This window comes from Parafrankia colletiae (assembly GCF_001854655.1).
Classification (GTDB): domain Bacteria; phylum Actinomycetota; class Actinomycetes; order Frankiales; family Frankiaceae; genus Parafrankia; species Parafrankia colletiae.
Window position 1 is genome coordinate 14301 of sequence record NZ_MBLM01000150.1, and the last position, 25631, is coordinate 39931.

Here is a 25631-nt window from a genome sequence, read left to right on the forward strand (position 1 = left end):
TCCGATGCTTACGTAAGCTCGCCGGTGAGCCCTGCGGAGGTACCCGAGCGGGGGCTCCGGGAGTGCCGATGCTGGTTGTGCACGGCATCTGCGCGCCCACCGGCGGGGCCTGGCTGTGGGCTGAGGACACGCGGCGCTGGGAGCAGGCGCCGCGGGGGTCAGCGCCGTCACCACATCCCTTCGCGGCGAGCTCCGCGGAGCTGGCGCCGCTCGCCACCGGCGGGTCCGCCACCGGTGGGCAGCTTGCCGTGCTGCTGCCGAGTACGGCCGCCGGGCCGCTGGCGTCGCCGGAGCTGGCATCGGCGAGGGTAACGGCAACGGCAACGGTGCTGGCGGATGACGCGCCTGGGCTGGCGGGGGAGAGGCCAGCCGCGGACGCCCACCTCCCGGTCCTCCGCCGCTGGGTGGTCGACACGATCCGTCCGGACGTCCTGCCCGCGCCCGGCCCGTGGTGGGAACCCGGCGGGGCGTTCGAGCTCGGGGCGTCCGCGCTGTTCCTGCTGGCCGTCGACGCCTTCGCGGTGGATCTGGTCGACCGCGGGCGGGTCCTCCCGGCGGTCGGCCGGGACGGGGCGCGGCCCCTGGCCCGCTGGTCACCCGTCCTCACCGGGCCGGATGCCGACCGGTTCGACGAGCTGCTCGCGGCCATGCCGCCGGCGTTCCGGGCCGCCGCGGGCCCGCCGGCTGTGGACCTGGCGACCGCGGGCCCGGCGATTTCGGGCCCGGCGACCGCGGATCAGACGACCGCGGATCTGGCTGTGGGGAGCGATCCGGCCGAGGCGTTGGGCGCCGCGCTCGACCATCGTGTGGATGCCCACGTGCGGGGCCGGTTTCGGCCTGCGCGCCCTGCGGCGGGCGCCCCCGGAGCGCGGCGGTCCTCGCTGGCCCGGGCGACGGCCGGCTGGCTGCGTGCCCTCCACAGCACCGACGGAGTCCCGCAGTTCACCGCCACCGACGCCGCGGCCCGCGAGCTTGCCGTGAAGGTCGGGACGTGGCGTGCGGGCGGCAGGTTGACGTCCCCGCTGCGGGTCTGTTTCCGGCTGGGGGAGCCGGGCGTGCTGTCGCGGACGTCTCCGGGCGACGACGATGCCTGGCGCGTCGACTTCCTGCTCCAGGCGGTCGACGACCCCGGAGTCCAGGTGCCGGCCAGCCAGATCTGGCGCCGTCGGCGCGCCGGGCCTGCCGCGTGGACCACCGACGCCGAGGAGTCGCTGCTCGGCGGGCTCGGACGGGCCGCCGCCGTGTGGCCGGCGCTGGACCGGGCCCTGCACGAGGCCCGTCCGGCCGGCCTCGACCTGACCCTCGAGCAGGCTCAGTGGTTCCTGGACGTCGCCGGTGCCCTCGAGCAGGAGGGCTTCGGAGTGTTCGTGCCGTCCTGGTGGACGAGGCCGGCGCGGCTGGCGTCCCGGCTCACGGTGCGGGCGGTGAACCCGGTGACGCCGATTCTGCGTGACGTCACGACGGACCTCGGCCAGATCGTCGACTTCCGCTGGGCGGTCAGCCTCGGCGGCGTCGAGCTGAGCCGCGTCGAGCTCGAGGGGCTCGCGAAGGCCAGGGCCGAGCTCGTCAAGGTCCGAGGCAGGTGGACCCGGGTGGACCCCGGCCAGCTCGCGGGCCTGGACCTGGCCCGGCAGACAGCTGGCGGCCTGATGACCGTCGGCGAGGCACTCGCCCACACCGGTCTCGGCCCCGGCCCGGGCAGCGACGACGCGTCCGGTGCGGACGTCGAGGTGGTGGCGGACGGCTGGCTCGGCGCGCTGCTCACCGGCCCATCCGGCCCATCCGGCCCATCCGGCCCATCCGGCCCATCCGGCCCTTCCGGCTCATCCGGTCCCGCCGGCCAGCCGGGCACCGGGTCCGGGTCCGGGGCCGGATCGGGTAGCGTCCCGCCGGCCGGGCTGGGGGTGCGGCTACGTCCCTACCAGGTGGACGGCCTGGCCTGGCTCGCGCTGCTCGACCGGCTCGGCGTGGGCGCTGTCCTCGCCGACGACATGGGCCTGGGCAAGACCATCCAGATCCTGGCGCTGGAGCTGCGCACCCGGGCCGCCGCGCGCCGGGGGCCGACCCTCGTCGTCTGCCCCACCTCGGTGCTGGGGAACTGGCGGCGCGAGGCGGCGCAGGTCGCGCCCGGCCTGACGGTCCACACCCACCACGAGGCCCGCCGGCGAGCGGCAGGCGTGGAGGTCGCCGAGGCGTCGTCCGGGCATGACCTGGTTCTCACGACCTACCCGCGGCTCACCCGCGACATCGACGAGTTCCGCGCGGTCACCTGGGAGCGGATCGTCCTCGACGAGGCCCAGCAGATCAAGAACGCCGCGACCGCGCAGGCCCGTGCCGTCCGCCAGCTGACCGCCCGGCACCGGATCGCCCTGACCGGCACCCCGGTGGAGAACCGCCTCGGCGACCTGTGGTCGATCATGCATGCGGTGAACCCCGGGCTGCTCGGCTCGGCCGCGTCCTTCCGTGCCCGCTACGCGGTGCCGATCGAGCGGTACGGCGACACGGACGCGACCGCCCGGCTGCGCCGACGGATCCGCCCCGTCGTGCTGCGCCGGGTGAAGTCCGACCCGACGGTGCTGCGTGACCTGCCGTCCAAGGTGGAGCTGCGCCAGCTGTGCACACTGACGACGGAGCAGGCGTCGCTGTACCGGGCGGTCGTCGACGACATGATGGAGCGGCTGCGGGACGCCTCGTCCACCGTGCGGCGCAACGGCGTGGTGCTCGCGGCGATGACGAGACTCAAGCAGGTCTGCAACCACCCGGCCCACCTGCTCGGCGACTCCTCGTCGCTGCCCGGCCGGTCCGGCAAGCTCGCCCGGCTGGAGGACCTGCTCACCGGAATCGTCGCGGACGGCGAGCGGGCGCTCTGCTTCACCCAGTTCGCCCGCTTCGGCGCGATGCTCGCCCCCTACCTCACCACCCGGCTCGGGGTCGACGTCTCGTTCCTCCACGGCGGCCTGCGCGCCGCCGAACGGGACGCACTCGTCGAACGCTTCCAGGCCGAGCGTGGTCCCGGCGTCTTCCTGCTCTCCCTCAAGGCCGGCGGCAACGGCATCAACCTGACCGCCGCGAACCATGTCATCCACATCGACCGGTGGTGGAACCCGGCGGTCCAGGCGCAGGCGACGGACCGCGCCCACCGCATCGGGCAGCGACGCGACGTGTGGGTCCACACCCTGCTGTGCATGGGCACCCTGGAGGAGCGGATCGACCGGATCCTCGTCGACAAGGCCGCGCTGGCCCGCACCGTCGTCGGCGGCGGGGAGAGCTGGCTGGCGTCGCTGTCCACCGACGAGCTGTGGGATCTCGTCGCCCTCGCCCCCGAGGCCGTCGATGACTGACCGTCGATGACTGACCGCCGCCGGGCCTGGTGGTCGTCGCGGTTCCTCGCACTGATCGAGGGCATGAGCCTGCCCGAGCCGCTGCGCGCCGGGCGCGCCCTGATGCGCACCGAGGCGGTGCTGAGTGTGCGGCGATCCGGCAACCTCGTCGTCGCGATGGTCCGCGACCGCGGTGACGACCTGTACAAGCCCCGGCTCGCCGTCCGGACGTTCGGCGACGCCGACTGGGTCCGCATCGAGGACACCCTCGCAGCCCAGGCCCGGTATGCCGCCGTGCTCCTGGCCGGCTCGATGCCCGCGGACCTCGAGGACGTCTTCGCCGCGCACGAACTCTCCCTGTTCCCCCAGCGCGCCGACGACCTGGCGATGGACTGCACGTGCACCGACTGGCAGCGGCCGTGCGCGCACCTCGTGGCGGCCTGCCACCAGCTCGCCGACACGATCAACCTCGACCCGTTCGCGCTGCTCGCCCTGCGCGGCCGGGAACGCGACGCGCTGCTCGCCGAGATCCGGCGCCTCCGCCCGCGATCCACCTCCCACGCCGGGACAACAGGCAGGCGCACCTCCTCCTGGCCGRCAGGCCCGGCAGGCCCGGGAGGGTCACCGGCTGCGATCAACCCGCCCGGCTCCCCGGCGTCAGACCCGGCCAGCCCGGCCTCCCCGGGCACGGGCTCAGCCGGCGGCGGAACCGCCGAACCGCTGCCGACCGCCCCGTCCGCCTTCTGGACGTCGCCGGTCCCCGCCGGCCGCCGGGGCTCCGCGGCCGATCAGCACGCCCCGGCAGGGCGCCCCGACATCCTGCTGCAGCTGTGCGGGCCGCTGGTGGTGGAACCGTTCGGCGACCTCCGCGAGGAGCTGCGCCCCACCTACCAGATCTTCACGACGCCCGGCGCGAACGTTCGTACCGGTCAGCACGAGGCAGACTCGCCGGGTGCGGACGACGCGGTCCAGTAAAGGTCGGCATTCACGGGAGTCTGGCAACTACGAGATCACCGAAATGCCGGGCGGTGCCTGGTACCGCTCCTGCTCCGACGATGACCTGGATGTACGCGTCGCCCTTCAGCAGGTGGACCTCCTGGACGTTGCCGGGGCTGGTGTAGGCGTAGCCTTCGTAGCCGACGCCCCCCATGTCCTCCTGCGGCTGCTGGACCGGAGCGTCGCGCGATGACCGGTAATACTCCGCAGCGTTTTTCTCCTCACTCCAGATGGTGACGAACCCTCTGGGCGATCGGAAGTTGCACCCGATCGCATCTGTGTTTCCCTCGGATTCCCACTGCCTGCCCTGGCTCCAGGATGCGTCAATCCTGGCCTGGATCTCCCGCACTTCCAGCAGGGGGCAGGGAGGCACCGGACCCGGCGCCGACCCGCAGGACGTCGTCGCCAGGCAGGAGACGAGCACGGCACCCAAAGTGACCATGAGGCGAACCATCCGGCAACTCTGCACCACATGCATGATCATCTACGCGGGACGGACGATCCAGGAGGTGACCGGCGGGGAGGGCGCTCTGTCTGCGCGGGGCACCCCCCTCGTGTGGTGCCGAGTACCGCCGTACCCCCCCTCTTCTGTGGTGTCGAGGGTGGCTTTACCCCCTCCCCTCTGTGGTGTTACTGAGTAGTGTCATGGCTATGCGAGACGATGAGCTGCGGCGCATCCTCGCCGATGCGAACCCATGGTGGGCGAGCACGGCTGCCGGCACGGATCCGACGGCGTGGACGGAAGCCAACCGCACACTGCGTGACCGGGCCGGCTACGACCTCGGCTACCGGACGCGAATCCTCGACGACATCGCCCAGGCTCCGCCCGATGGCACCCTCACCGTGTTGACCGGGCCGCGGCGAGCCGGCAAGACGGTCGCCGTCCTGGACGCCGCGGCGCGCCTGTGCGCTCACCCCGACGTGGATCCGCGGCAGGTGAYCTACGTGTCCTGCGACGGCATGGCCGCACGCGATCTGCGGCGGCTGCTGACGCTGGGTCGTGCACTGACCCGGTCAGTGGACGCACCGACCCGCCGGCGTCGGGTGTGGCTGCTGGACGAGATCTCCGGAATCACCGGCTGGAGCAGCGTCCTGAAAGCTGCTCGCGACAYCGGTGACTTCGGTGACGACACCGTCGTCGCCACCGGCAGCCGCTGGGTGAGCACCGAGGACGTGCAGGGCAACCTCTTCGCCGGCCGAGCCGGTTCCGGCAGCGGGCACCGCATTCGCCAGCTGCTCCCGATGGGCTTCCGTGACTACCTCGTCGCGACCCGTCCCCAGCTGCCTCTACCGCCGGTCACCCATCCCGGCGAGCTCGACGGTGCTTCGGCGGTCACGGCCCTTTCCGGGCTCGCGTTCAGCGTCGACGACTTCGATCTCGCCTGGCAGGACTACCTGACCTGCGGCGGTTTTCCCCGCGCGGTCGCTGAACACCAGCGCACCGGCGCGGTCAGCCCTGCCTACCTGCGAGACCTGCTCGCCTGGCTGCGTGCGGACGTCGACCCGGACGCGCCCACCGACTCCGTCCCGCGGCTGCTCGGCGGCATCGCCGAACGTATGACGAGTCCCCTGAATCTCACGGCGACTGCTTCGGACCTCGGCTACCAGAACCGTGACCTGTTCGAGCGCAGGATCATCCGCCTGGTCAACTCGCATGCCGCGTTGCGCTGCCGTCAGCGCGGCGATGACGGCCGGGTTGTCGCCGGGACCCAGCCCAAGCTGTACCTCACCGATCCGATCCTGGCATGGGTGCCGGCGCTGACCAGTCCAGGCCTGCCTCGCCCCGACTTCACCGCGTTGAGCGAGATGACGCTCGCTGTCACGCTCGCCCGTGCCATCGATCAGATCGATGAAGGACGCTGGATCGCCGATGACACGATCGGCTATGTCCGGACCGGTTCCGGCAACGAGATCGACCTCGGCCCGGTGAGGATTCCCAGCAATGCCGGTGCGATGACGACGACCCCCATCGAATCCAAGTGGATCGACAGCGGCTGGCGGGCGGAGGCACGTCGCATCGAAGCGAAGTACGGCCGCGGCATCCTTGCGACCAAATCCGTCCTCGAGCTCGACCTGCCGGTCARGGCCGTCCCAGCCCCCATGGTCGCCAGCCTCCTCGGGTGACCCCGTCGGCAAAGTGGGACGACGACGTAAGAATCCCGAGAAAGTTGCACGGTTGGAGGCCGGCCTGTCTCATCAGCTGGGCGCCTGAGCTGTAGTGCACTAGCGGCTCGGGATCAGGTAGGCGGYGCCCGTCGACTCGATCCGGTCGAGGTCTTCGGCCCGCACGGCGTAGCCGGTGAACCGTTCGACAGCCACAAGACATTTCGCGATCTTGTCGCGGTAGTCGTCCAGGTCGAGGTCCTTCAGGTACGGCAGTGCCGCCGGTGCGTTGAGCTGTGGGTCTTCCAGACCCGGCTCGAAGGAAGCAAGAAGTCTCCCACCTTCGGCCAGCGACAACCTCGACAAAGCGTTGACGTTCCAGTACATGCTGGCTGCTCGCCCACGCAGGGAGACCGCTTCCAGAACGTCCTGGTGGCTGCCCCGGAAGCCGTTGTCCTCGACCGCCACCACGGCGCCGTCGACGGCGAGTACGGCTACCCAGGACGGATAGGCGTCGTAGTCCTCGCGTATCTCGGTCATCGACACCGGCGTGTTGGGATCGGCGCCAAACGCCTGCAGCGCCTCGGGTACATCCATGCCCGTGACCACCGTGATCGTGGCGGCCTCGAATACCGGGCTTTGCCGCACCCAGCGATAGGCCAGCTCGGGCCGTGGCCGCCGCGGCGGCGCCGACTCGCCGCGCAGGCTGTATCCGAGCTGGTCGGAGCGTTTGTGGACGACCTGCGGACCGGGCGGCGCGGCCCACACGATGAGCCGGTAGGATTCGCCGCCCCCACGGTGGTCGTAGGCCTCCCGCTCGTCGCGGCCGGCAACGTGCACCCGCAGGCGGTAGTCGCCGGGCCAGGGGGGAGTCGTATCCGCGACGCCGCCGGGCCAGGACAGCGCGGTGACACCGGGCAGGGCCTGCGCCGGGCCGAGGACGGCGGCGGATCCGGTCGCCGCTGTCCAGCTCACCTCGACGACCTCGTCCCATCCCCGGACGTCCACCGTGTCCGGCGGACCGGCCAGCGTCGCCAGGTCCACACGGACCGGACCGGCCTCGAGGCCGGTCCGGATCAGTGCACCGCCAGGGATCGGTGTGACCAGACCGTTGTCGGTGAACCCGGCCGGGTCCGCGGCGGCGGCCGCCGGGAACGCGGCCTCGGTCAGTGCGAAGCAGGAACCAGCCACGACGACGTTGCCGTACGCCTGCCGAGGCAGGATGTACTCGGCGCGGCGGCGAGCCAGCGCGGCCTGCTCGTAGGCGGACGGCCTCCGGGCCACCGCCAGGATCTGGGCTGCCGCGCCGAGCCCCAGGCCGACGACCGTGGCGGCCCGGGGCGGCGGCATCCRCACGGCCAGCTCGCGCAGCAGGGCCATGGCCGTGGCGACGGCGAGGGCCAGATACGCGGCTCCGTGCCGCGCTGCGACGGCGGATTCCGCGTTGACTCCATCCACCTCGGAGTGAGGCGGCACCGGCGTTTCCGCCGCGAGGTGCGGGGTGATGGCCGGGTGTGTGGCCAGAGCCTGGACCAGCGTGTGTGCCAGCGCGCTCGCCCCCGGCCGGAGCTGGTCGAGAAGGCTTACCACCTCCTCGGTACCGCCGCCGCCGACCAGGGCGGTGACGAACCCCTGCTTCCTTTCGGGGATGGGCAGGCTGGCTGTCAGGCCGTTCGGCACACCGCGCAGGTCCACCTCGTCGACGGCCAACTCCAGGGCGCCGAGCACCCGCTCGGGGAGCAGCTGCCCGAGACCGCGCAGCGCGCTCAGCGCGCCCGCCTCCGCGTGCCTCGCGGGCAGGCCGGAAACGAAGGATGATCGCGGGCCGGGCTGCGGCCGGGTGACCGGAGCCGGGCCCGGCTGGAGGTTCGAAGGGGGGACGGCGCCAGGCATCGACCCGGGCGCCCGTTCGGGAACGGGTACCACGAACGGGAGACGCCCCCGGCCGGGCACGATCCGGTGCTCGCCCGGTGCCACGGGAACGCCGAGTCGACCCAGCTGGGCCGCTGGCTCGGGCGGGATACGGGCGATCAACGTCGRCATCACGCCCGCAACCGCGGCCGCGAGCGCGTCCAGGATGTCAACCGGCACCACAGCCGCCTGCTCCTCGGCGCCCTTCGGATCCTGCATCCCGCCTCCTCGTGGTCACCCCAGGCCGGTGACGGCTACCGCCACATCGGCGCCGCCGTAGCGGCTGGATCACCGTTCGGCGAATTTTTCATACAGGTCCGACAAAACGCGGCGACCGCCGCCACTCGGCGCCGCACCGGCCGTGCTCTCGACCAGCAGTGGGGAGGCAGGGCGGCCGGCATGGTTCCACCGATCAGGACCGGCCGAGGCGATGGTGAGGCTCCGTGGCCGTACCGTCCGATCCGCCGGGACGTTCACGAGAAGGAGCCTCGATGATCCACACCGCATCGGACCGCGCCGCCCTCGTTCAGATCGGTGTCATCGGCCCCGGGGCTGGTCACGCGACCCCAACCCAGTACGAAATCGCCTGCCAGGTGGGGATCCTGCTGGTGCGGGCCGGTGGTCAGGTGGTGTGCGGCGGCCTCGGCGGTGTGATGGAGGGCGTCGCTCGAGGGGTGCGAGAGGCGGGTGGCACCTGCGTCGGGGTTCTTCCCGGCCATGAGCGCGCCGAGGGCGACCAGTACCTGAGCGTCGCGGTCTGTGCGGGCATCGGCCAGAAGCGCAACGAGATAATCGTCGACTCGTCCGACGCGATCGTGGTGATCGGCAGCAACGAGGGCACCCTCATCGAGGTGCTGCTGGCGAAGCGCAAGGGGGTGGCGGTGTTCGGGCTCGACTGGTCGCCGGTGCGGGTGGCGGAGCAGCAGGTCGATGGCGTGGTCGTCGCGGCTGACCCGGCGGACGCCGTGGCCCGTGCGGTGGCGGCAGCCCGGGCCCGGGTGGTCCGGAGCAGATGACGGGCGGTGGATCCACCGCCCGTACCGCCGGCTGCCCGTCCCGCCGGCCGGGCGCCCCGGCGGTCGGTTGCTACCCAGGTCAGGGGTGGTTTCCGGCCGGATCCGGAGCGCGTTCGGCGGGTCCCGGACCGGTCGCCGGCCTCCCGTCCGAGTGATGGCCGGCCGCGAAACAAAGCGCGAACTTGCTTGCGGAATTCGTCGGCCTGTGCCTATCCTCTGGATGCCTTCTTGCTCGGGGTCCGCGTTGGCGCGCGGGCTGACTATGCACGCGGTGTGACGTTCCTCGGAAACGATTGGACTGTGGACTGCCATGTCCATCCAACTGGTCGGGTCAGGTAACGCTACGCGGGGGACTGGAAGCAAGAGTGGGTCCGCAGGCCGGGGATCCGCGGCACATGACGGTGCGGCGGGTTGATTCCCGTGCACGGGTTCAGAAGCGCGATCGGCACCTGGTGACAAGAGGCCGGCGACTGTCTGGATTTTGCCGCACAGTGGTGGTCGAGGGCACCTCCCGGCGGCATACGTCGCGGGTGCGCCGTGGTGTTCCGCCCGCTCCGCCCGTGCGGTGTGCGGCCGTATGAGAGGCGCTTCCAGCTGGGGCGTCGCGGCGGAGCGTGCTGCCTGGACTGTTGCTGGCGGCTCGGATCGCGGGCGTCCCGATCAGTTATCGGGTCTTCTTCCGGACTGATCGTGGCGTTGCGGATCTGCCGGCCAGGATAATGCTCGGAGGAGCGGGCCGGGTACGACATCGTGCCTGATGCCGTCGTATGCCGTCGTTGTTTCTGTCCTCGGCTGATACCTGTTCTCGGCGGTTGATATCAGGGCGTCTGATATCGGGCCGCCGGGTCTGTCTCCATGCGTCGGACCTCCATCCTGGGAGAGAAGTGTTGGCTGGACAGCACGGTTCCACCTGGCGGGAGATGTTCCTCGGGCTGGCGGAGGCCGAACAGCGACGGATCCTGCTGGATCTGCTGCGCCGTGAGGTCGCCCGGGCCGTCGGTGCGCAGGCCGCTGACCGTGCGCAGATGGCGGCAGGTGAGCAGCCGGTTGCCTTCGACCCGCAGGTTCCGTTCCGCCGGCTGGGGCTCGGCGGCGGGAACACCGCCGGCTTCCGGAACGCGCTCGGCGCCGAGCTGGGTCTGGAGCTGCCCGCCACGCTGCTGTTCGACCATCCGTCCCCGGAACGTCTCGCGGGCTATCTCCGGGAGCGGATCCTGCGGTCGCCGACGCCCGACCAGCCCACGCCCGACCAGCCTGGTGCGGAAGCTCGTCCGGGCGGGAGTGCCACGGACGACCCTGTCGTGATCGTGTCGATGGCGTGCCGGTTCCCCGGTGGTGTCCGCGGGCCCGAGGACCTGTGGGAGCTGGTCGCCGACGGGCGTGACGCCGTCGTCGACCTGCCCACCGACCGCGGCTGGGACATCGCCGGCAGCTTCGACCCCGACCCGAGCCGCTCCGGCACGTTCTACACCAGCCAGGGCGGCTTCCTCGACGACGCCGCCGGTTTCGACGCGGCGTTCTTCGGGATAGCGCCGCGCGAGGCGCTCGCGATGGACCCGCAGCAGCGGCTGTTGCTGGAGGTCTCCTGGGAGGCGCTCGAACGCGCCGGCATCGACCCGTTCTCGCTGCGGGGCAGCCCGACCGGGGTGTTCACCGGCATCGCCGTCGCCGACTACAGCCCGCCGTGGCGGGACGCCCCGGCCAGTGTCGAAGGCCATCTGATGAGCGGGACGCTGCCCAGCGTCGCCTCTGGCCGCGTCGCCTACACCCTCGGTCTCGAAGGGCCGGCGATCACCGTCGACACCGCCTGCTCGTCGTCGCTGACGGCCCTGCACCTGGCGGCGCAGGCGCTGCGCACCGGCGAGTGCACGCTGGCCCTCGCCGGCGGTGCGACCGTGATGGCGACGATCGACGTCCTCGTGGAGTTCAGTCGCCAGCAGGGCCTGGCGCCGGACGGCCGCTGCAAGTCCTTCGCGCAGGCGGCGGACGGCACCGGCTGGGCCGAAGGCGCCGCGGTGGTGGTGCTGGAACGGCTGTCGGACGCCCGCCGCCGCGGTCACACGGTGCTCGCCGTCGTTCGGGGCAGCGCGGTGAACTCGGACGGGGCGTCCAACGGGCTGACCGCGCCCAGCGGGCCGGCGCAGCAGCGGGTGATCCGCGCGGCCCTGGCCAGCGCCGGTGTCGCACCGTCAGAGGTGGACGTCGTGGAGGCGCACGGCACCGGGACCCGGCTCGGCGACCCGATCGAGGCCCAGGCGCTCCTCGCCGCCTACGGGCAGGACCGGCCGGTCGACCGGCCGCTGTGGCTGGGTTCGCTGAAGTCCAACGTCGGGCACACGGTCGCCGCCGCCGGCGTCGGCGGTGTGATCAAAATGGTGCTGGCGCTGCGGTACGGCCAGCTTCCGCGCACCCTGCACGTGGACGCCCCGTCGTCCCGTGTCGACTGGTCGGCCGGCCAGGTGCGTCTGCTGACCGAGCCGGTCGCCTGGCAGCCGGACGGCTCCCGGGTGCGCCGCGCGGCTGTCTCCGCCTTCGGGGTCAGCGGCACCAACGCCCACGTCATCCTGGAGGAGCCACCGCCAGCTCCGACCACCTCGGACGCCCCGAGTACGCCGACCGTGCCGTCCTCGTCCTGGCTGCCGTGGTTGCTTTCGGCCAAGTCGGAGCCGGCGCTGCGGGAGCAGGCCGCCCGGCTGCTGGCCCGGGTGACGGGCGAGCCCCAGCCGAGCCTGGTGGACGTCGGCTGGTCCCTCGCGACGGGCCGGGCGACACTCGAGCACCGTGCCGCTGTCGTCGCCGCGGACCGCGACGGCATGCTGCGTGGCCTCGAGGCGCTGGCCCGCGGCGAGTCGTCGGCCGCGCTGATCCGGGGCACGGCGCGCCCCGGGCAGCACACCGACCGTCTCGCGTTCCTGTTCACCGGCCAGGGGGCGCAGCGCCTGGGCATGGGCCGGCAGCTGCACGCCGGCTTCCCGGTGTTCGCCGCGGTGTTCGACGCCGTGTGCGCGAGCTTCGACCGGCACCTCACCCGTCCACTCCGTGAGGTCGTCTTCGGCGCCCGAGCCGCGGACGAGCCCGCCGGCGGCTCGGACCCCGGCGGCTCGGACCCCGGCGGCTCGGACCCCGGCGGCTCGGGCGCCGGCGGCTCGGGCCCCGGCAGCGCAGTCACCGACATCGAGGTGGGTCGCCTGTCAGGTGAGGCGCTGGACCGGACCGAGTTCACCCAGCCGGCGTTGTTCGCGCTGGAGGTGGCGCTCTTCGAACTGCTCGGCTCCTGGGGCGTGCGGCCGGACTTCCTGCTCGGCCACTCGATCGGCGAGCTCGCCGCCGCACACGTCGCCGGCGTTCTCACGCTGGACGACGCCTGCACGCTGGTGGCCGCCCGCGGCCGGCTGATGCAGGCGATGCCCGACGGCGGCGCGATGGTCGCGCTGCGGGCGTCCGAGGAGCAGGCACGCGACCTGATCGCCGCGTGGCCCGGCGCTGGTCAGGTGGATGTCGCCGCCGTCAACGGGCCGGCCTCGGTGGTCATCTCCGGGGATGCGGAGCCCGTCCTGGAGATTGCGCAGCGGTGGCGGGCGCAGGGCGGGAAAGCGACCCGGCTGCAGGTCGCGCACGCGTTCCACTCGGCGCACATGGACGGGATGCTGGCGTCCTTCCGGGCCGTCGTCGGTGAGCTGAGCCTGCGGCCCCCGACGATTCCCGTCGTCTCCAACCTCACCGGGGAGATCGCCACTGTCGACGAGCTGTGCTCCGCCGAGTACTGGGTCCGCCAGGTCCGGTCCGCGGTGCGGTTCCGGGACGGCGTCGACCGTCTCCACGAGCGGGGCGTGCGGACGTTCCTCGAGCTCGGCCCGGACGCGGCGCTCACCGGGATGGGGCAGGAGTGCCTGCCGGACGACGCCGGCGCCACCTTCGTCCCGACCCTGCGCCGCGACACCGCGGAGGAGCCGGCTCTGGCCCGCGCCCTCGCTCAGCTGGGTGTCTGCGGTGTGGCTGTCGACTGGTCGGCGTACTTCGCCGGCACCGGCGCCCGTCGGGTGGATCTGCCGACCTACCCCTTCGAACACCGGCGCTTCTGGCTGGGCGACATCCTGCCCGCCGCGCCACGGCTGAACAGTGCTCCGGGCGCGGTGCGCGGGCCGGGCACCCTGGGCGTGTCGGGTGTGTCGGGTGTGTCGGGTGTGTCGGGCGCCGGCGGCCAGGCGGGCGAGGCGAGCCAGGCCGTCGACGCGGCCTTCTGGGACGCGGTGGACCGCGGCGACCTCACCGAGGTCGTCGACGTCGACCCGGACGCCGCCCTGCGCACCGTCCTGCCCGCGCTCGCGGCCTGGCGCGCGAGCCGCCGCGACCAGGAGGCCCTCGCCGGATGGCGGTACCGGGCGCTGTGGCGGCCGGTGGCGCTGCCGGCCGCGGACACGCCGCTCGGGCGGTGGCTCCTGGTCGTCCCCGGCACGGCCGTGCCCGGCGGCTCCGGGGCCGCGGCCGACGAACCCGTCCACGGTGAGCTTGTCGACTGGTGCGTGCGCGGGGTCGAGAGCGGTGGCGRCCAGGTCGCTGCGGTCCTGACGCTCGGCACGGACGCCGACACCGACACCGCCGGGGCCGACCGCGCCTCGCTGGCCGCCCGCCTCGCCGAAGTGGCCGGCGGCGACGTCCCGCTCGCCGGTGTGCTCTCCCTGGTCGCCCTCGACGAGCGCGAGCGGTCCGATCATCCGGCACTGTCCCGTGGACTCGCGGCCACCCTCGTGCTGCTCCAGGCACTCGGCGACGCCGGTGTCGCGGCACCGCTGTGGTGCGCGACGCGCGGCGCGGTGCCCGCTGCCGACGGCGCCGGCAGCGCCGCTGGCGCTGGCAACGCCGAGCGCTCCGGCGACGGGGGTGCGGCGGCGAGCCCGGTCCAGGCACAGGTGTGGGGCCTGGGGCGGGTCGCGGCGCTGGAGCTGCCGCGGGCCTGGGGCGGCCTGGTGGATCTGCCCGCCGCGCCCGACGAGGCGGCGGCCCGCCGGCTCGCCGCGGTGCTGGCGGGCACCTCCGGCGAGGACCAGGTCGCGATCCGCGCCTCGGGGGTCTTCGCGCGTCGGCTCACCCGCTCCCGGCCCGGCGACCCTGCGGAGGGACACGACTGGCGGCCCCGCGGCACCGTGCTGATCACCGGTGGGACGGGGGCGCTGGGCGCAGCCGTGGCCCGCTGGTGCGCCGACCGGGGTGCCACGCGCCTCGTCCTGACGGGCCGGCGCGGCGCGGCGGCGCCCGGCGTGCCGGAGCTGGTGGCGGACCTGGCCCGGCGGGGCGCCGAGGCCACCGTGGTCGCCTGCGACGCGGCGGACCGGGACGCGCTCGCCGCCGTGCTCGCGGGCATCCCGGCCGACTGCCCGCTCACGGCCGTGGTGCACGCGGCCGGCGTCGCCGGCGAGTTCACCGCGCTGCGGGACGTCGACGTCGCCGCGTTCGCCGAGGTGGTCTCCGGCAAGGTCGCCGGCGCCCGCAACCTCGACGAGCTGCTCGGCGACCGGGAGCTCGATGCGTTCGTGCTGTTCTCCTCGATCGCCTCCACCTGGGGCAGCGGCGGCCAGTGCGCCTACAGCGCGGGCAACGCCTACCTCGACGCGGTGGCGGTGCGCCGCGCGGCGCGGGGACTGGCGGCGTCCGCGCTGGCCTGGGGCCCGTGGGCGGAGGGCGGCATGGCCGTCGACCCGACGGTTGCCAGCCACCTCCGCGACCGCGGCCTGATCCCGCTGCCCCCGGGCCTCGCGGTCGCCGCGCTGGCGCAGACCGGCGGCAGCGCCGGCTGCCTGACCGTGGCGGACGTCGACTGGGAGCGGTTCGCGCCGACCTTCACCGCGGCCCGCCCCAGCCCGCTGCTCGCCGACCTCCCTGAGGCCGACGCCGCCCTCAACCCGCAGCCCGCCACCGCGTCGGCGGGCGGTGCTGCCGCCGCGCCTGGTGCGGGCGGCGTGGCAGCGGGCGGTGCGCCGGAGCTTCTCGGTCGGCCCGCCGGGATGCCCGACGCCGACTGGCGGCGGCAGCTGTTGGACGTCGTCCGTTCGGAGACCGCGGCCATCCTCGGCTACGACTCCGCGGACCAGGTTCCCGCGGACCGCACGCTCAGCGAGCTCGGCTCGACCTCGCTCACCGCCGTCCAGCTGCGCACCCGTCTGGCGGAGCGGACCGGGCTGCGGATACCCACCACCGTCGTCTACGACCACCCCACCCCGGCGGCCCTCGCCGCCTACCTCCAGGACGAGCTGCCCGGAGACACCGCCACCGCCGGCGCCTCGGACAGCTCCAGCAAGCCCACGGACGGCAGCGCCGCGGCCGGCGCGAAAGCTGCGACCGCGACGCCTGTCGCCATGCCCGCGACGGCGGACGATCCGGTGGTGATCGTGGGTATGGGATGTCGTTTTCCCGGTGGGGTGGGGTCGCCGGGGGATCTGTGGCGGGTGGCGGTCGAGAGTGTGGACGCGGTTTCAGGTTTTCCGGTGGACCGCGGCTGGGATGTGGAGGGTCTTTTCGACCCGGTGCCGGGTCGCCCGGGCCGGTCGTACGTGCGGTCGGGTGGGTTCCTGCGCGACGCCGGTGACTTCGACGCGGAGTTCTTCGGGGTTTCTCCGCGGGAGGCGCTGGCGATGGATCCGCAGCAGCGTCTTTTGCTGGAAGTGTCGTGGGAGGCGCTGGAGCGGGCCGGTATCGACCCGACGTCACTGCGGGGCAGTGACGCAGGGGTCTTTGTCGGCGCCAACATTCACGACTACGTCTCACTGTTGTCGCACGAGCCGGAGCGCACCGAGGGATATCTGGCGACCGGGACCGCGAACAGTGTGATGTCCGGGCGGATCTCCTACACGCTGGGGTTGGAGGGTCCGGCGGTGACGGTGGATACGGCGTGTTCGTCGTCGTTGGTGGCGTTGCATCTGGCGGTGYGGTCGTTGCGGGTGGGGGAGTGTTCGGTGGCGTTGGTGGGTGGGGTGACGGTGATGTCGACGCCGGTGGGTTTTGTGGAGTTCTCCCGTCAGGGTGGGTTGGCGGGGGATGGTCGGGTGAAGGCGTTTGCGGAGGGTGCGGATGGGACGGGGTGGGGTGAGGGGGTGGGTGTGTTGGTGGTGGAGCGGTTGTCGGATGCGGTGCGTAATGGTCATGGGGTGTTGGCGGTGGTGGGGGGTTCGGCGGTGAATCAGGATGGTGGGTCGAATGGTTTGACGGCGCCGTCGGGTCGGGCACAGGAGCGGGTGATTCGGGCGGCGCTGGTGGATGCGGGTATTGGTGCGGCGGATGTGGATGTGGTGGAGGGGCATGGGACGGGGACGCGGTTGGGAGATCCGATCGAGTTGGGGGCGTTGTTGGCGACGTATGGGCGGGAGCGGGGTGCGGCCGGTCCGTTGTTGGTGGGGTCGGTGAAGTCGAACATCGGCCACGCGCAGGCGGCGGCAGGGGTGGCGGGGGTTATCAAGATGGTGGAGGGGTTGCGGCGGGGTGTGGTGGCGGGGTCGTTGCATGTGGAGGCGCCGACGTCGCGGGTGGACTGGTCGTCGGGTGGTGTGGAGGTGGTACGGGAAACGGTTCCGTGGCCGGGTGAGGTGAGGCGTCCACGGCGTCCACGGCGTGCGGGGGTGTCGTCGTTCGGAATGTCGGGGACGAACGCGCACGTCATCCTGGAAGAAGCCCCCGAGGAGGCCCCGGCCGCCGGAGCCGGCTCCGCGGAACCAGAACCAGCTGCGTTCTCCCTCGTCGCCGCGGCGGAGGCGGTTCCGTGGGTGCTCTCGGCCCGGTCGGAGACCGCCCGGCGGGCGCAGGCGCGGCGGTTGCTGTCGCACCTGGAGGGCGCCGGCGACCCGCCGTCCGTCCTCGATGTCGGCCGGTCGCTGGCCGGTGGGCGGGCGGCGCTGGAACACCGTGCGGCGGTCACCGGCCCTGATCGTCTCCGGGGCCTGCGTGCGCTGGCCGCCGGGCAGTTCGACGAGGACGTGGTGCTCGGCCACGCCGCCGCCCGCGGTGACGACCGGGTGGTGTGGGTGTTTCCCGGTCAGGGTGCGCAGTGGGCGGGGATGGGTGCGGAGCTGCTGGACGCCTCCGCGGTGTTCGCGGCGCGGGTGGCGGAGTGCGATCGCGCCCTGCGGCGGTTCGTCGACTGGTCGGTCCTGGATGTGGTGCGGGGCGTTGCGGGGGCGCCGGAGTTGGAGTCGGCGGACGTGGTGCAGCCGGTGTCGTGGGCGGTGATGGTCGGGTTGGCGGCGGTGTGGGAGTCGTGGGGGGTGCGGCCCGATGTGGTGGTGGGGCATTCGCAGGGGGAGATCGCGGCGGCGTGTGTGGCGGGAGTTCTGTCGCTGGAGGATGCGGCGCGGGTGGTGGCGGTACGCAGCCGGGTGATCGCGGCGGAGCTGGCGGGCCGCGGCGGGATGGTGTCGGTGGCCCTGCCGCTCGCGGAGGTGGCGGAGACCCTGGAGCGGTGGGAGGGCCGGCTGGAGGTCGCGGCGGTGAACGGGCCGTCGGCGACGACGGTGGCGGGTGAGCCGGCGGCGCTGGCGGAGATACTGGCCCGCTGGGAGCGGGACGGGGCGCGGGCCCGGCGGCTGCCGGTGGACTACGCCTCCCACACCGGGCAGGTGGAGCGCGTCCGCGAGCGTCTGACCGCGGAACTGGCCGGGGTGAACCCGCAGGTGGGCGCGGTGGCGATGTGGTCGACGGTGACGGGCGGGCCGGTGGACCCGGGCGAGCTCGACGGCGACTACTGGTATCGCAACCTGCGCTCGACCGTCCGCTTCGGCCCGGTCGTCGACAGCCTGGTCGCCGCCGGGCATCGGACGTTCGTCGAGGTCAGCACCCATCCGGTACTCACCGCGGCAGTGACGCAGGCAGCGGAGGCGGCCGATGTGACGGGCGCGGCCGGTGTCCATGAGACCGTCGCCGTCGGTTCGTTGCGGCGTGACGACGGCGGGGTGCGGCGGCTGGCCGTGAACGCGGCGCAGCTGTGGGCCAAGGGCCTGCCGGTGGACTGGCGTCCGCTGGTGGCCGCAGGCCGCCCGGTGGATCTGCCGACCTATCCGTTCGAGCACCGGCGTTACTGGCCCGAGGTTCCGGCGCCCACCAGCGGTTCCACCGGATCCGGTCGGGCCCGGTCCGGCGCGGGCCATCCGCTGCTGGACGTCGTGACACCGCTGGCCGACACCGGTGGGCTGGCGCTCACGGGAGCCCTGTCCCGCGCCGAGCATCCGTGGCTCGCCGACCATGCGGTGTCCGGAACCGCCCTGCTGCCCGCCACCGCCGTCCTGGAGCTGGCCCTGTGTGCCGGCGCCGAGGCTGGCGGCGGGCAGGTCGCCGAGCTCACCCTGGAGACCTCGCTGGTCGTCCCCGAGCACGGTCGCGTCCACCTCCAGGTCTCGGTGGGACCGCCCGACCCGGCGGGTGGACGTCCTCTGACGGTCTACTCCCGTCCAGACCAGGACGATCACGATGCCGACGCCGACGCCGACGCCGCTCCGGGCTCGGGTGCGAGGTGGACCCGCCACGCCACCGGATCGCTCGAGGTCGGCGACGGATCCGAGCCGGCGGGGCAGGCGGAGTTCGACCTGGTCGTGTGGCCGCCGCGGGGCGCGGAGGAGATCGCGATCGACGATCTCTACCCGCGTCTGGCCGCCTCCGGTGTCGACTACGGGCCGGCCTTCCAGGCGGTGCGCGCCGTCTGGCGCCGCGGCAGTGAGCTGTTCGCCGAGGTCAGCCTGTCTGGCTCGCTCGCGTCGCAGGCGGGCCGGTTCGCGGTGCATCCGGTGCTGCTGGACGCCGCTCTGCACCCGCTGGTCCTCGACCCCGGTCTGGGAGCGCGGCGGCTGCGGCCGTTCTGCTGGAACGACGTCCAGGTGCACGCCACCGGAGCGTCGAGTCTGCGGGTACGGCTGTCACCGGTCGGCACCGACGAGGTCGCTGTTGCCACCGCCGACGCCACCGGACAGCCGGTCGCCACCGGCTCGCTGACGCTGCGCCCGGCACCTGCGCCCGACCCCGGCGGCGCACAGGAAGGGCCCGCACCTGACCTGAACGGCGTCGCTGCGGCGGAGGGCCTGATCGACGGGGTGCCCGTCCAGATGCGGCCGGTGGGGCGGGTCGCCGCGGGTGCCGTGCCCGGGCCCGGGCCGGGACCAGGCGGTGACGGCGCACCCGCGCCCGGGGCGGCGTCCGCGTTCGCGCGCCGGTTGGCGGAGCTGGAGGTGCCGGAGCGGGAGCAGGTCCTGCTCGACCTGGTTCGGGGCCAGGCGGCGGCGGTGCTCGGTCACGAGCGCGGTGCCGCGGTGGCGGACGACCGCTCGTTCAGCGACCTCGGCTTCGACTCGCTCAGCGGCGTCGAGTTCCGCAACCGGCTCACCGCCATCACCGGTCTGCGGCTGCCGGCCGCGCTGGTCTTCAACCAGCCGACGCCGCTCGCCCTGGCCCGCTACCTGCGCGGCGAGCTGGAGCCCGGCCGCGGTGAGGCCCGCGGGCCGCTGGCCGAGCTGGAGCGGCTCGAAGCCGCGCTGGCCGCGATCCAGCCGGGCGGCGGCGGCGCCGGTGCGGGCGCAGGCGGTGACGCCGGCGGTGGGATCGGGGGCGTCGACGGGGAGGTGATCGCCCAGCGGCTGCAGGCGCTGCTGTGGCGGTGGAACGACCTCCGGTCCGGCACGACCGGCGCGACCGGCGCGGCCGGCGGGGCGGGTGACCGCTCGGCGGCGGACGACCACGACGACGAGTTCGACGCGATGAGCGACGACGAGATGTTGGAGGCGATCGACCGGGAGCTCGGTGCGTTCTGATCCGTCCGCCGGGGCCGTCCTGATCCCGCGATCTGCCTGACAGAGGGAGTGCGACCGATGTCCAGTGCCAGCGAGGACCGCCTCCGGGACTCCGTCCGGAAGATCATGGCGGATCTGCGCCGGACCCGCCGCCGGCTCGGCGAGCTGGAGGACGCCGCGCACGAACCGATGGCGATCGTGGGGATGAGCTGCCGGTTCCCGGGTGGCGTCCGCTCCCCGGAGGACCTGTGGGAGCTGGTCGCCGCCGGGCGGGAGGGGGTCAGCGAACTGCCGGCCGACCGCGGCTGGGACGTCGCCGCACTCCACGACCCCGACGGGCAGCGCCCGGGCACCACCTACACCCGCCATGGCGGGTTCCTGCACGACGCCGCCGACTTCGACGCCGAGTTCTTCGGGATCTCCCCGCGTGAGGCGCTCGCGATGGACCCGCAGCAGCGCCTGCTGCTCGAGGTCGCCTGGGAGGCGGTCGAACGTGCCGGCCTCGACCCGTCCACGCTGCGCGGCAGCGCGACCGGGGTGTTCGTCGGCAGCATCTACCAGGACTATGTCAGCCGGCTGCGCGAGGTGCCGGTGGACGTCGAGGGCCATCTGAGCACCGGCGCCGCCAGCAGCGTGCTCTCCGGGCGGCTCGCCTACGTCCTCGGGTTGGAGGGGCCGGCGGTCACGGTCGACACCGCCTGCTCGTCGTCGCTGGTCGCGCTGCACCTGGCGACGCGGGCGCTGCGCGGCGGCGAGTGCGGGTTCGCGCTGGTGGCAGGGGTGGCGGTGATGTCCAGCCCGCTGGTGTTCAGCGAGTACAGCCGGCAGCGCGCGCTCTCCCCGGACGGGCGCTGCCGGGCGTTCGCGGCGGACGGCGACGGGTTCGGCCTGTCCGAGGGCGTCGGCGTCCTGCTGCTCGAACGGCTCACGGACGCCCGCCGGCTGGGACATCCCGTCCTCGCGGTGGTGCGGGGCAGCGCGGTGAACTCCGACGGGGCGTCCAACGGACTGACGGCGCCGAACGGGCCGTCGCAGGAACGGGTGATCCGGGCGGCGCTGGCCGACGCCCGGCTGACCCCGGACGGCGTCGACGCGGTGGAGGCGCACGGCACCGGAACCCCGCTCGGCGACCCGATCGAGGCCGACGCCCTGCTGGCGACCTACGGGCAGGGCCGGCCGGACGGGGCGCCGCTGTGGCTGGGTTCGCTGAAGTCGAACATCGGGCACGCGCAGTCCGCCGCCGGGGTCGGGGGCATCATCAAGATGGTCCTCGCGCTGCGCCGGGAAACCCTCCCACGGACCCTGCACGTCACCGAGCCGACGCCGGCCGTCGACTGGGCGGCGGGGGACGTCCGGCTGCTCACCGAACAGGTGGCGTGGCCGCGGACGTCCCGCCCGCGCCGCGCGGGGGTGTCGTCCTTCGGTGTCTCCGGCACCAACGCCCACGTGATCATCGAGGAGGCCCCGACCGGGGAGATCCCGCCCGAGGAGGCCTCGACAGGCGACGGCCCGGCGGGCGACGGCTCAGCGGGCGACGGCTCAGCGGGCGTGGTGGCGGACGTCGGGGCGGTGCCCTGGGTCCTGTCGGCGCGGTCGGCAGCCGGGCTGCGGGCGCAGGCCGCCCGACTCGCCGACGTCGTCGCCGCGCCGGTGGACGGGACAGCCCCGGTGAACGGGACAGCGCCCCACGTCGCCGACGTCGGATGGTCGCTGCTGCACGGGCGCGCCGCGATGGGACACCGCGCCGTGCTGCTGGGCGACGACCGACCGGCGGCCCTGCACGCGCTCGCCCGCGACGAGCCGGACCCCGGGCTGCTGCGCGGACGTCCCGGCGCCGGCGCCGGCCGGGTGGTGTGGCTGTTCCCTGGTCAGGGCGCGCAGTGGGCGGGGATGGGCGCGGAGCTGCTGGAGACGTCCGCGGTCTTCGCCCGGCGGGTGGCCGAGTGCGATCAGGCTCTGCGGCCTTTCGTGGGCTGGTCGGTCGTCGATGTGCTGCGGGGCGCGGCGCAGGCACCGGGGCTGGACCGGGTGGACGTCGTGCAGCCGGTCTCGTGGGCGGTGATGGTGGGGCTGGCCGCTGTGTGGGAGTCGTGGGGGGTGCGGCCGGATGTCGTGGTGGGGCACTCCCAGGGGGAGATCGCGGCGGCGTGTGTGGCCGGCGCGTTGTCGCTGGACGACGCGGCGCGGGTCGTGGCGGTACGTAGCCGGCTGATCGGGGAGAGCCTGGCCGGTCGCGGCGGCATGCTGTCGGTGGCGTTGCCGGTCGCCGACGTCGAGACGGCGTCGGCCCCGTGGGCCGGCCGGGTCGAGCTGGCGGCGGTGAACGGGCCGTCGGCGACCGTCGTGGCCGGCGAGCCGGCGGCCCTCGACGAGCTGGCGGCCCACTGGACGGAGCGGGAAGTGCGGGTCCGGCGGCTGTCGGTCGACTACGCCTCCCACACCAGCCAGGTGGAGTCGCTGCGGGAGAGCCTGCTGAGCGAGCTGTCCGGGCTGCGTCCCGCCCGGCCCCGGATTCCGTTCCGCTCCACCGTCGAGGGCACTGAGGACGTCGAGGGCCACACCGGCGCCGGAACCCTCGACGCCGACTACTGGTTCCGCAACCTGCGCTGCGGCGTGCGGTTCGCCGGGGCCGTCCGCGACCTCGTCGACGAGGGCTACCGGGTCTTCGTGGAGATCAGCACGCATCCGGTGCTGACCCCGGCGGTCGCCGAGGTCGCGCAGGACGCGGGCGCCGACGACACGCTGGCCGTGGGCTCCCTACGCAGGCAGGAGGGTGGCCTGCGCCGCCTTACCGGGAGCGCGGCCGAGCTGTGGGTCCGCGGAGTGCCGGTCGACTGGGCGCCGCTGGTCGCCGGCGGCCGCCGCGTGGACCTGCCCACCTATGCCTTCCAGCGCCGCCGTTACTGGCTGGACGCCGGCCCGCCCCTGTCCCCGGCGGCCGACGTCCCCGCCCGCGACGACCTTTCCGAGCAGGCGCTGTTCCAGCTCACATGGACCGCGCTGCCACCACCCGCCGACGGGGAACCGCCCGTCCCGCCCGTCCCGCCGCGGATCCTGACCGTCGCCGCGGTCGAGGAGGTGCAGACAGCACTCGACGCGGCAGGTGATCCGCCCGCGCCGTGGGTGGTCATCCCGCTGCCACCCACCGAAACCGCCGGCGACCCGGCGACGGCGGTCGGTGTGCACGCGGCGGTGCGGTGGACACTGTCGCTTCTCCAGACCTGGCTGGCGGACGAACGCCTCGACGGATCCACGCTGGTCCTGACCACGCGGAGCGCGGTGAGCGGGGAACCGCCGGTGGGCCGCGCCCTCGATCCGGCGGCCGCGGCGGTCTGGGGCCTGGTCCGCTCGGCGCAGTCCGAGCACCCTGGCCGCTTCGTCCTGCTGGACCTGGACGAGGCCGACAGCACCCCGGGCCTGCTGCCCACCGCCCTGACTGTCGCCCTGGCCTCCGCCCGGGCGCGCAGGGAGCCGCAGCTCGCCCTGCGCGCCGGCCAGATCCTCGTGCCCCGCCTGACACCCGCGCCACCGCCACCCGACGCCGCGCCCGACGTCGCGGCCGGCACGCTGCCCTGGAACCCCGGGGGCACCGTCCTGATCACCGGTGGGACCGGCACGCTCGCCGGGCTGCTCGCCCGCCACCTCGTCACCCGGCACGGCCTGCGGCACCTGCTGCTCGCCGGGCGCCGTGGCGAGGTGCCCGCGTGGGCGGGCGAGCTCACCGACCTCGGCGCGGACGTCACCGTCGCGGCCTGCGACGTGGCGGACCGCGCGGCGCTCGCGGCACTGCTGGCCACGGTCCCCGCCGACCGGCCGCTGACCGCGGTCGTGCACGCGGCCGGTGTCCTCGACGACGGGGCCGTCACGTCGCTCACCGCCGAGCGGGTCGAGGCGGTGCTGCGGCCCAAGGTCGACGCCGCCGTGCACCTCCACGAACTGACCGCCGATCTCGACCTGGCGGGCTTCGTCCTCTTCTCGTCGGCCGCCGGGGTGTTCGGTGGACCCGGGCAGGGCGGCTACGCGGCGGCGAACGCGTTCCTGGACGCACTCGCGCAGTGGCGCGCGGCCCACGGGCTGCCCGGAGTCTCGCTGGCGTGGGGGCTGTGGGACGAACGCAGCGGCCTCACCGCCGGCCTCGGCGACACCGACCTGCGCCGGATGACCCGCACGGGCATGCGCGCCCTGGCCACAACCGAGGCGCTCGCCCTGTTCGACCGGGCGCTGGTGACCCCGCCCGCCGAGCTGGAGCCGCCGCCCGCGCCCGCGCCGGCGTTGGTGCCGATCGGGCTGTCCGGCGCGGCGCTGCGGGCCCAGGTCGAGGCCGGGACGCTCCCGGTGGTGCTGCGCGCACTCGTCCCGGGCGGAACAACCCCGGCGGGAACAGGACGCGGCCCCGGCGACGCCGACGGCGGCGGCGGTGACGGGTCCGCGGCCGGGCTGATCGGCCAGCTCACCGGGCTGGCCGCGGCGGAACGCCTGGATGCGCTCGTCGATCTCGTCCGGGCGCAGGCGGCCGCCGTGCTCGGTCACTCCTCGCCGGCGGCGGTCGAGCCCGCCACGGCGTTCCGGGAGCTGGGGTTCGACTCGCTCACCGCCGTGGAGCTGCGCAACCGGCTGGCGGAGGTCACCGGCCTGCGCCTGCCGGTAACGCTGGTGTTCGACCACCCCAGCCCCCGCGACGTCGCAGCCCGTCTGCACACCGGCCTGCTGGGAGACGCCCCCGGTTCCGCGGGGACGGCGGCGGGTGCCGGCGCGGCTGTCGCGCGCGTCGGAAACGGCGCTGGGAAGGGCGCCGCGGATCGTACGACGGACGATCCGGTGGTGATCGTGGGTATGGGGTGTCGTTTCCCGGGCGGGGTGCGGTCACCGGGAGATCTGTGGCGGGTGGCGGTCGACGGCGTGGACGCGGTCGCCGGTTTTCCGGTGGATCGTGGGTGGGATGTGGTGGGTCTTTTCGATCCGGTTCCGGGGCGTGCAGGGAAGTCGTCTGTGCGTGAGGGCGGCTTTCTGTATGACGCCGGTGACTTCGACGCGGAGTTCTTCGGGGTGTCGCCGCGGGAGGCGTTGGCGATGGATCCGCAGCAGCGTCTGTTGCTGGAGGTGTCGTGGGAGGCGTTGGAGCGGGCCGGTATCGACCCGACCTCCCTGCGGGGCAGTGACACCGGGGTGTTCACCGGGCTGAGCTACCACGACTATCTGACCGGCCTGCAGGCCGGAGACGACGCCGGCGGCTATCTGCTGACGGGTAACGCCGGCAGTGTCGCCTCGGGCCGGATCTCCTACACGCTGGGCCTGGAGGGCCCGGCCGTCACGGTCGACACCGCCTGCTCGTCGTCGCTGGTCGCGCTGCATCTGGCGGTGCGTGCGCTGCGTGCCGGCGAGTGCACGATGGCGCTGGCCGGCGGTGTCGCGATCATGGCCAGCCCGACGACGTTCGTGGAGTTCTCCCGTCAGGGTGGGTTGGCGGGGGATGGTCGGGTGAAGGCGTTTGCGGAGGGTGCGGATGGGACGGGGTGGGGTGAGGG

Annotated in this window: 8 protein-coding genes; 6 read left to right on the plus strand and 2 right to left on the minus strand. The window is 73.9% G+C overall.

Annotation, left to right across the window (positions count from 1 at the left end):
- The first annotated feature begins 68 nt into the window (after positions 1-68).
- Both CC117_RS26800 and CC117_RS26805 read left to right on the plus strand, forming a co-directional pair.
- The gene (locus tag CC117_RS26800) at positions 69-3341 is read left to right on the plus strand and encodes a DEAD/DEAH box helicase (RefSeq protein WP_071088975.1); all 3273 of its coding nucleotides are present in this window, start codon (positions 69-71) and stop codon (positions 3339-3341) included.
- Between the two features lie 6 nt (positions 3342-3347).
- Complete coding sequence (locus CC117_RS26805) at positions 3348-4295, plus strand: SWIM zinc finger family protein (RefSeq protein WP_071088965.1); 948 nt, start codon at positions 3348-3350, stop codon at positions 4293-4295.
- A gap of 10 nt (positions 4296-4305) precedes the next feature.
- Here CC117_RS26805 and CC117_RS37620 read toward each other — a convergent pair whose 3' ends face one another.
- Positions 4306-4470 (minus strand): hypothetical protein, encoded by a 165-nt coding sequence (locus CC117_RS37620; protein WP_157905461.1) that lies wholly within the window; start codon positions 4468-4470, stop codon positions 4306-4308.
- Positions 4471-4961: 491 nt separating this feature from the next.
- On the opposite strand from CC117_RS37620, the gene CC117_RS26815 reads away from it, so the two are divergent.
- A complete protein-coding gene (locus CC117_RS26815) occupies positions 4962-6440 on the plus strand; it encodes an AAA family ATPase (protein ID WP_084132859.1) in 1479 nt (492 codons plus the stop codon).
- Positions 6441-6539: 99 nt separating this feature from the next.
- On the opposite strand, the gene CC117_RS26820 is transcribed toward CC117_RS26815, so the two are convergent.
- Positions 6540-8549 carry a DUF6461 domain-containing protein gene (locus CC117_RS26820; RefSeq protein WP_071088968.1) on the minus strand — a complete coding sequence of 670 codons (2010 nt, stop codon included), beginning with the start codon at positions 8547-8549 and terminating at the stop codon, positions 6540-6542.
- A 272-nt stretch (positions 8550-8821) separates the two neighbouring features.
- Here CC117_RS26820 and CC117_RS26825 point away from each other — a divergent pair, with 272 nt between their 5' ends.
- The 3 genes from CC117_RS26825 to CC117_RS26835 all read left to right on the plus strand — a co-directional run.
- The gene (locus tag CC117_RS26825) at positions 8822-9346 is read left to right on the plus strand and encodes a TIGR00725 family protein (protein ID WP_071088970.1); all 525 of its coding nucleotides are present in this window, start codon (positions 8822-8824) and stop codon (positions 9344-9346) included.
- Between the two features lie 887 nt (positions 9347-10233).
- Positions 10234-20127, plus strand: a complete 9894-nt coding sequence (locus CC117_RS26830) for a type I polyketide synthase (RefSeq protein ID WP_241830457.1) — start codon at positions 10234-10236, stop codon at positions 20125-20127.
- 57 nt (positions 20128-20184) lie between these two features.
- Positions 20185-25631 (plus strand): type I polyketide synthase (locus CC117_RS26835; protein WP_116287909.1); only part of this gene is annotated, 5447 nt, incomplete at its 3' end.

What these genes read in the sequence shown, in the direction of transcription:
- CC117_RS26800 (WP_071088975.1), top strand. Translation starts at nt 69, where the DNA reads ATGCTGGTTGTGCACGGCATCTGCGCGCCCACCGGCGGGGCCTGGCTG.
- CC117_RS37620 (WP_157905461.1), bottom strand. Translation starts at nt 4,470, where the DNA reads ATGGGGGGCGTCGGCTACGAAGGCTACGCCTACACCAGCCCCGGCAAC.
- CC117_RS26825 (WP_071088970.1), top strand. Translation starts at nt 8,822, where the DNA reads ATGATCCACACCGCATCGGACCGCGCCGCCCTCGTTCAGATCGGTGTC.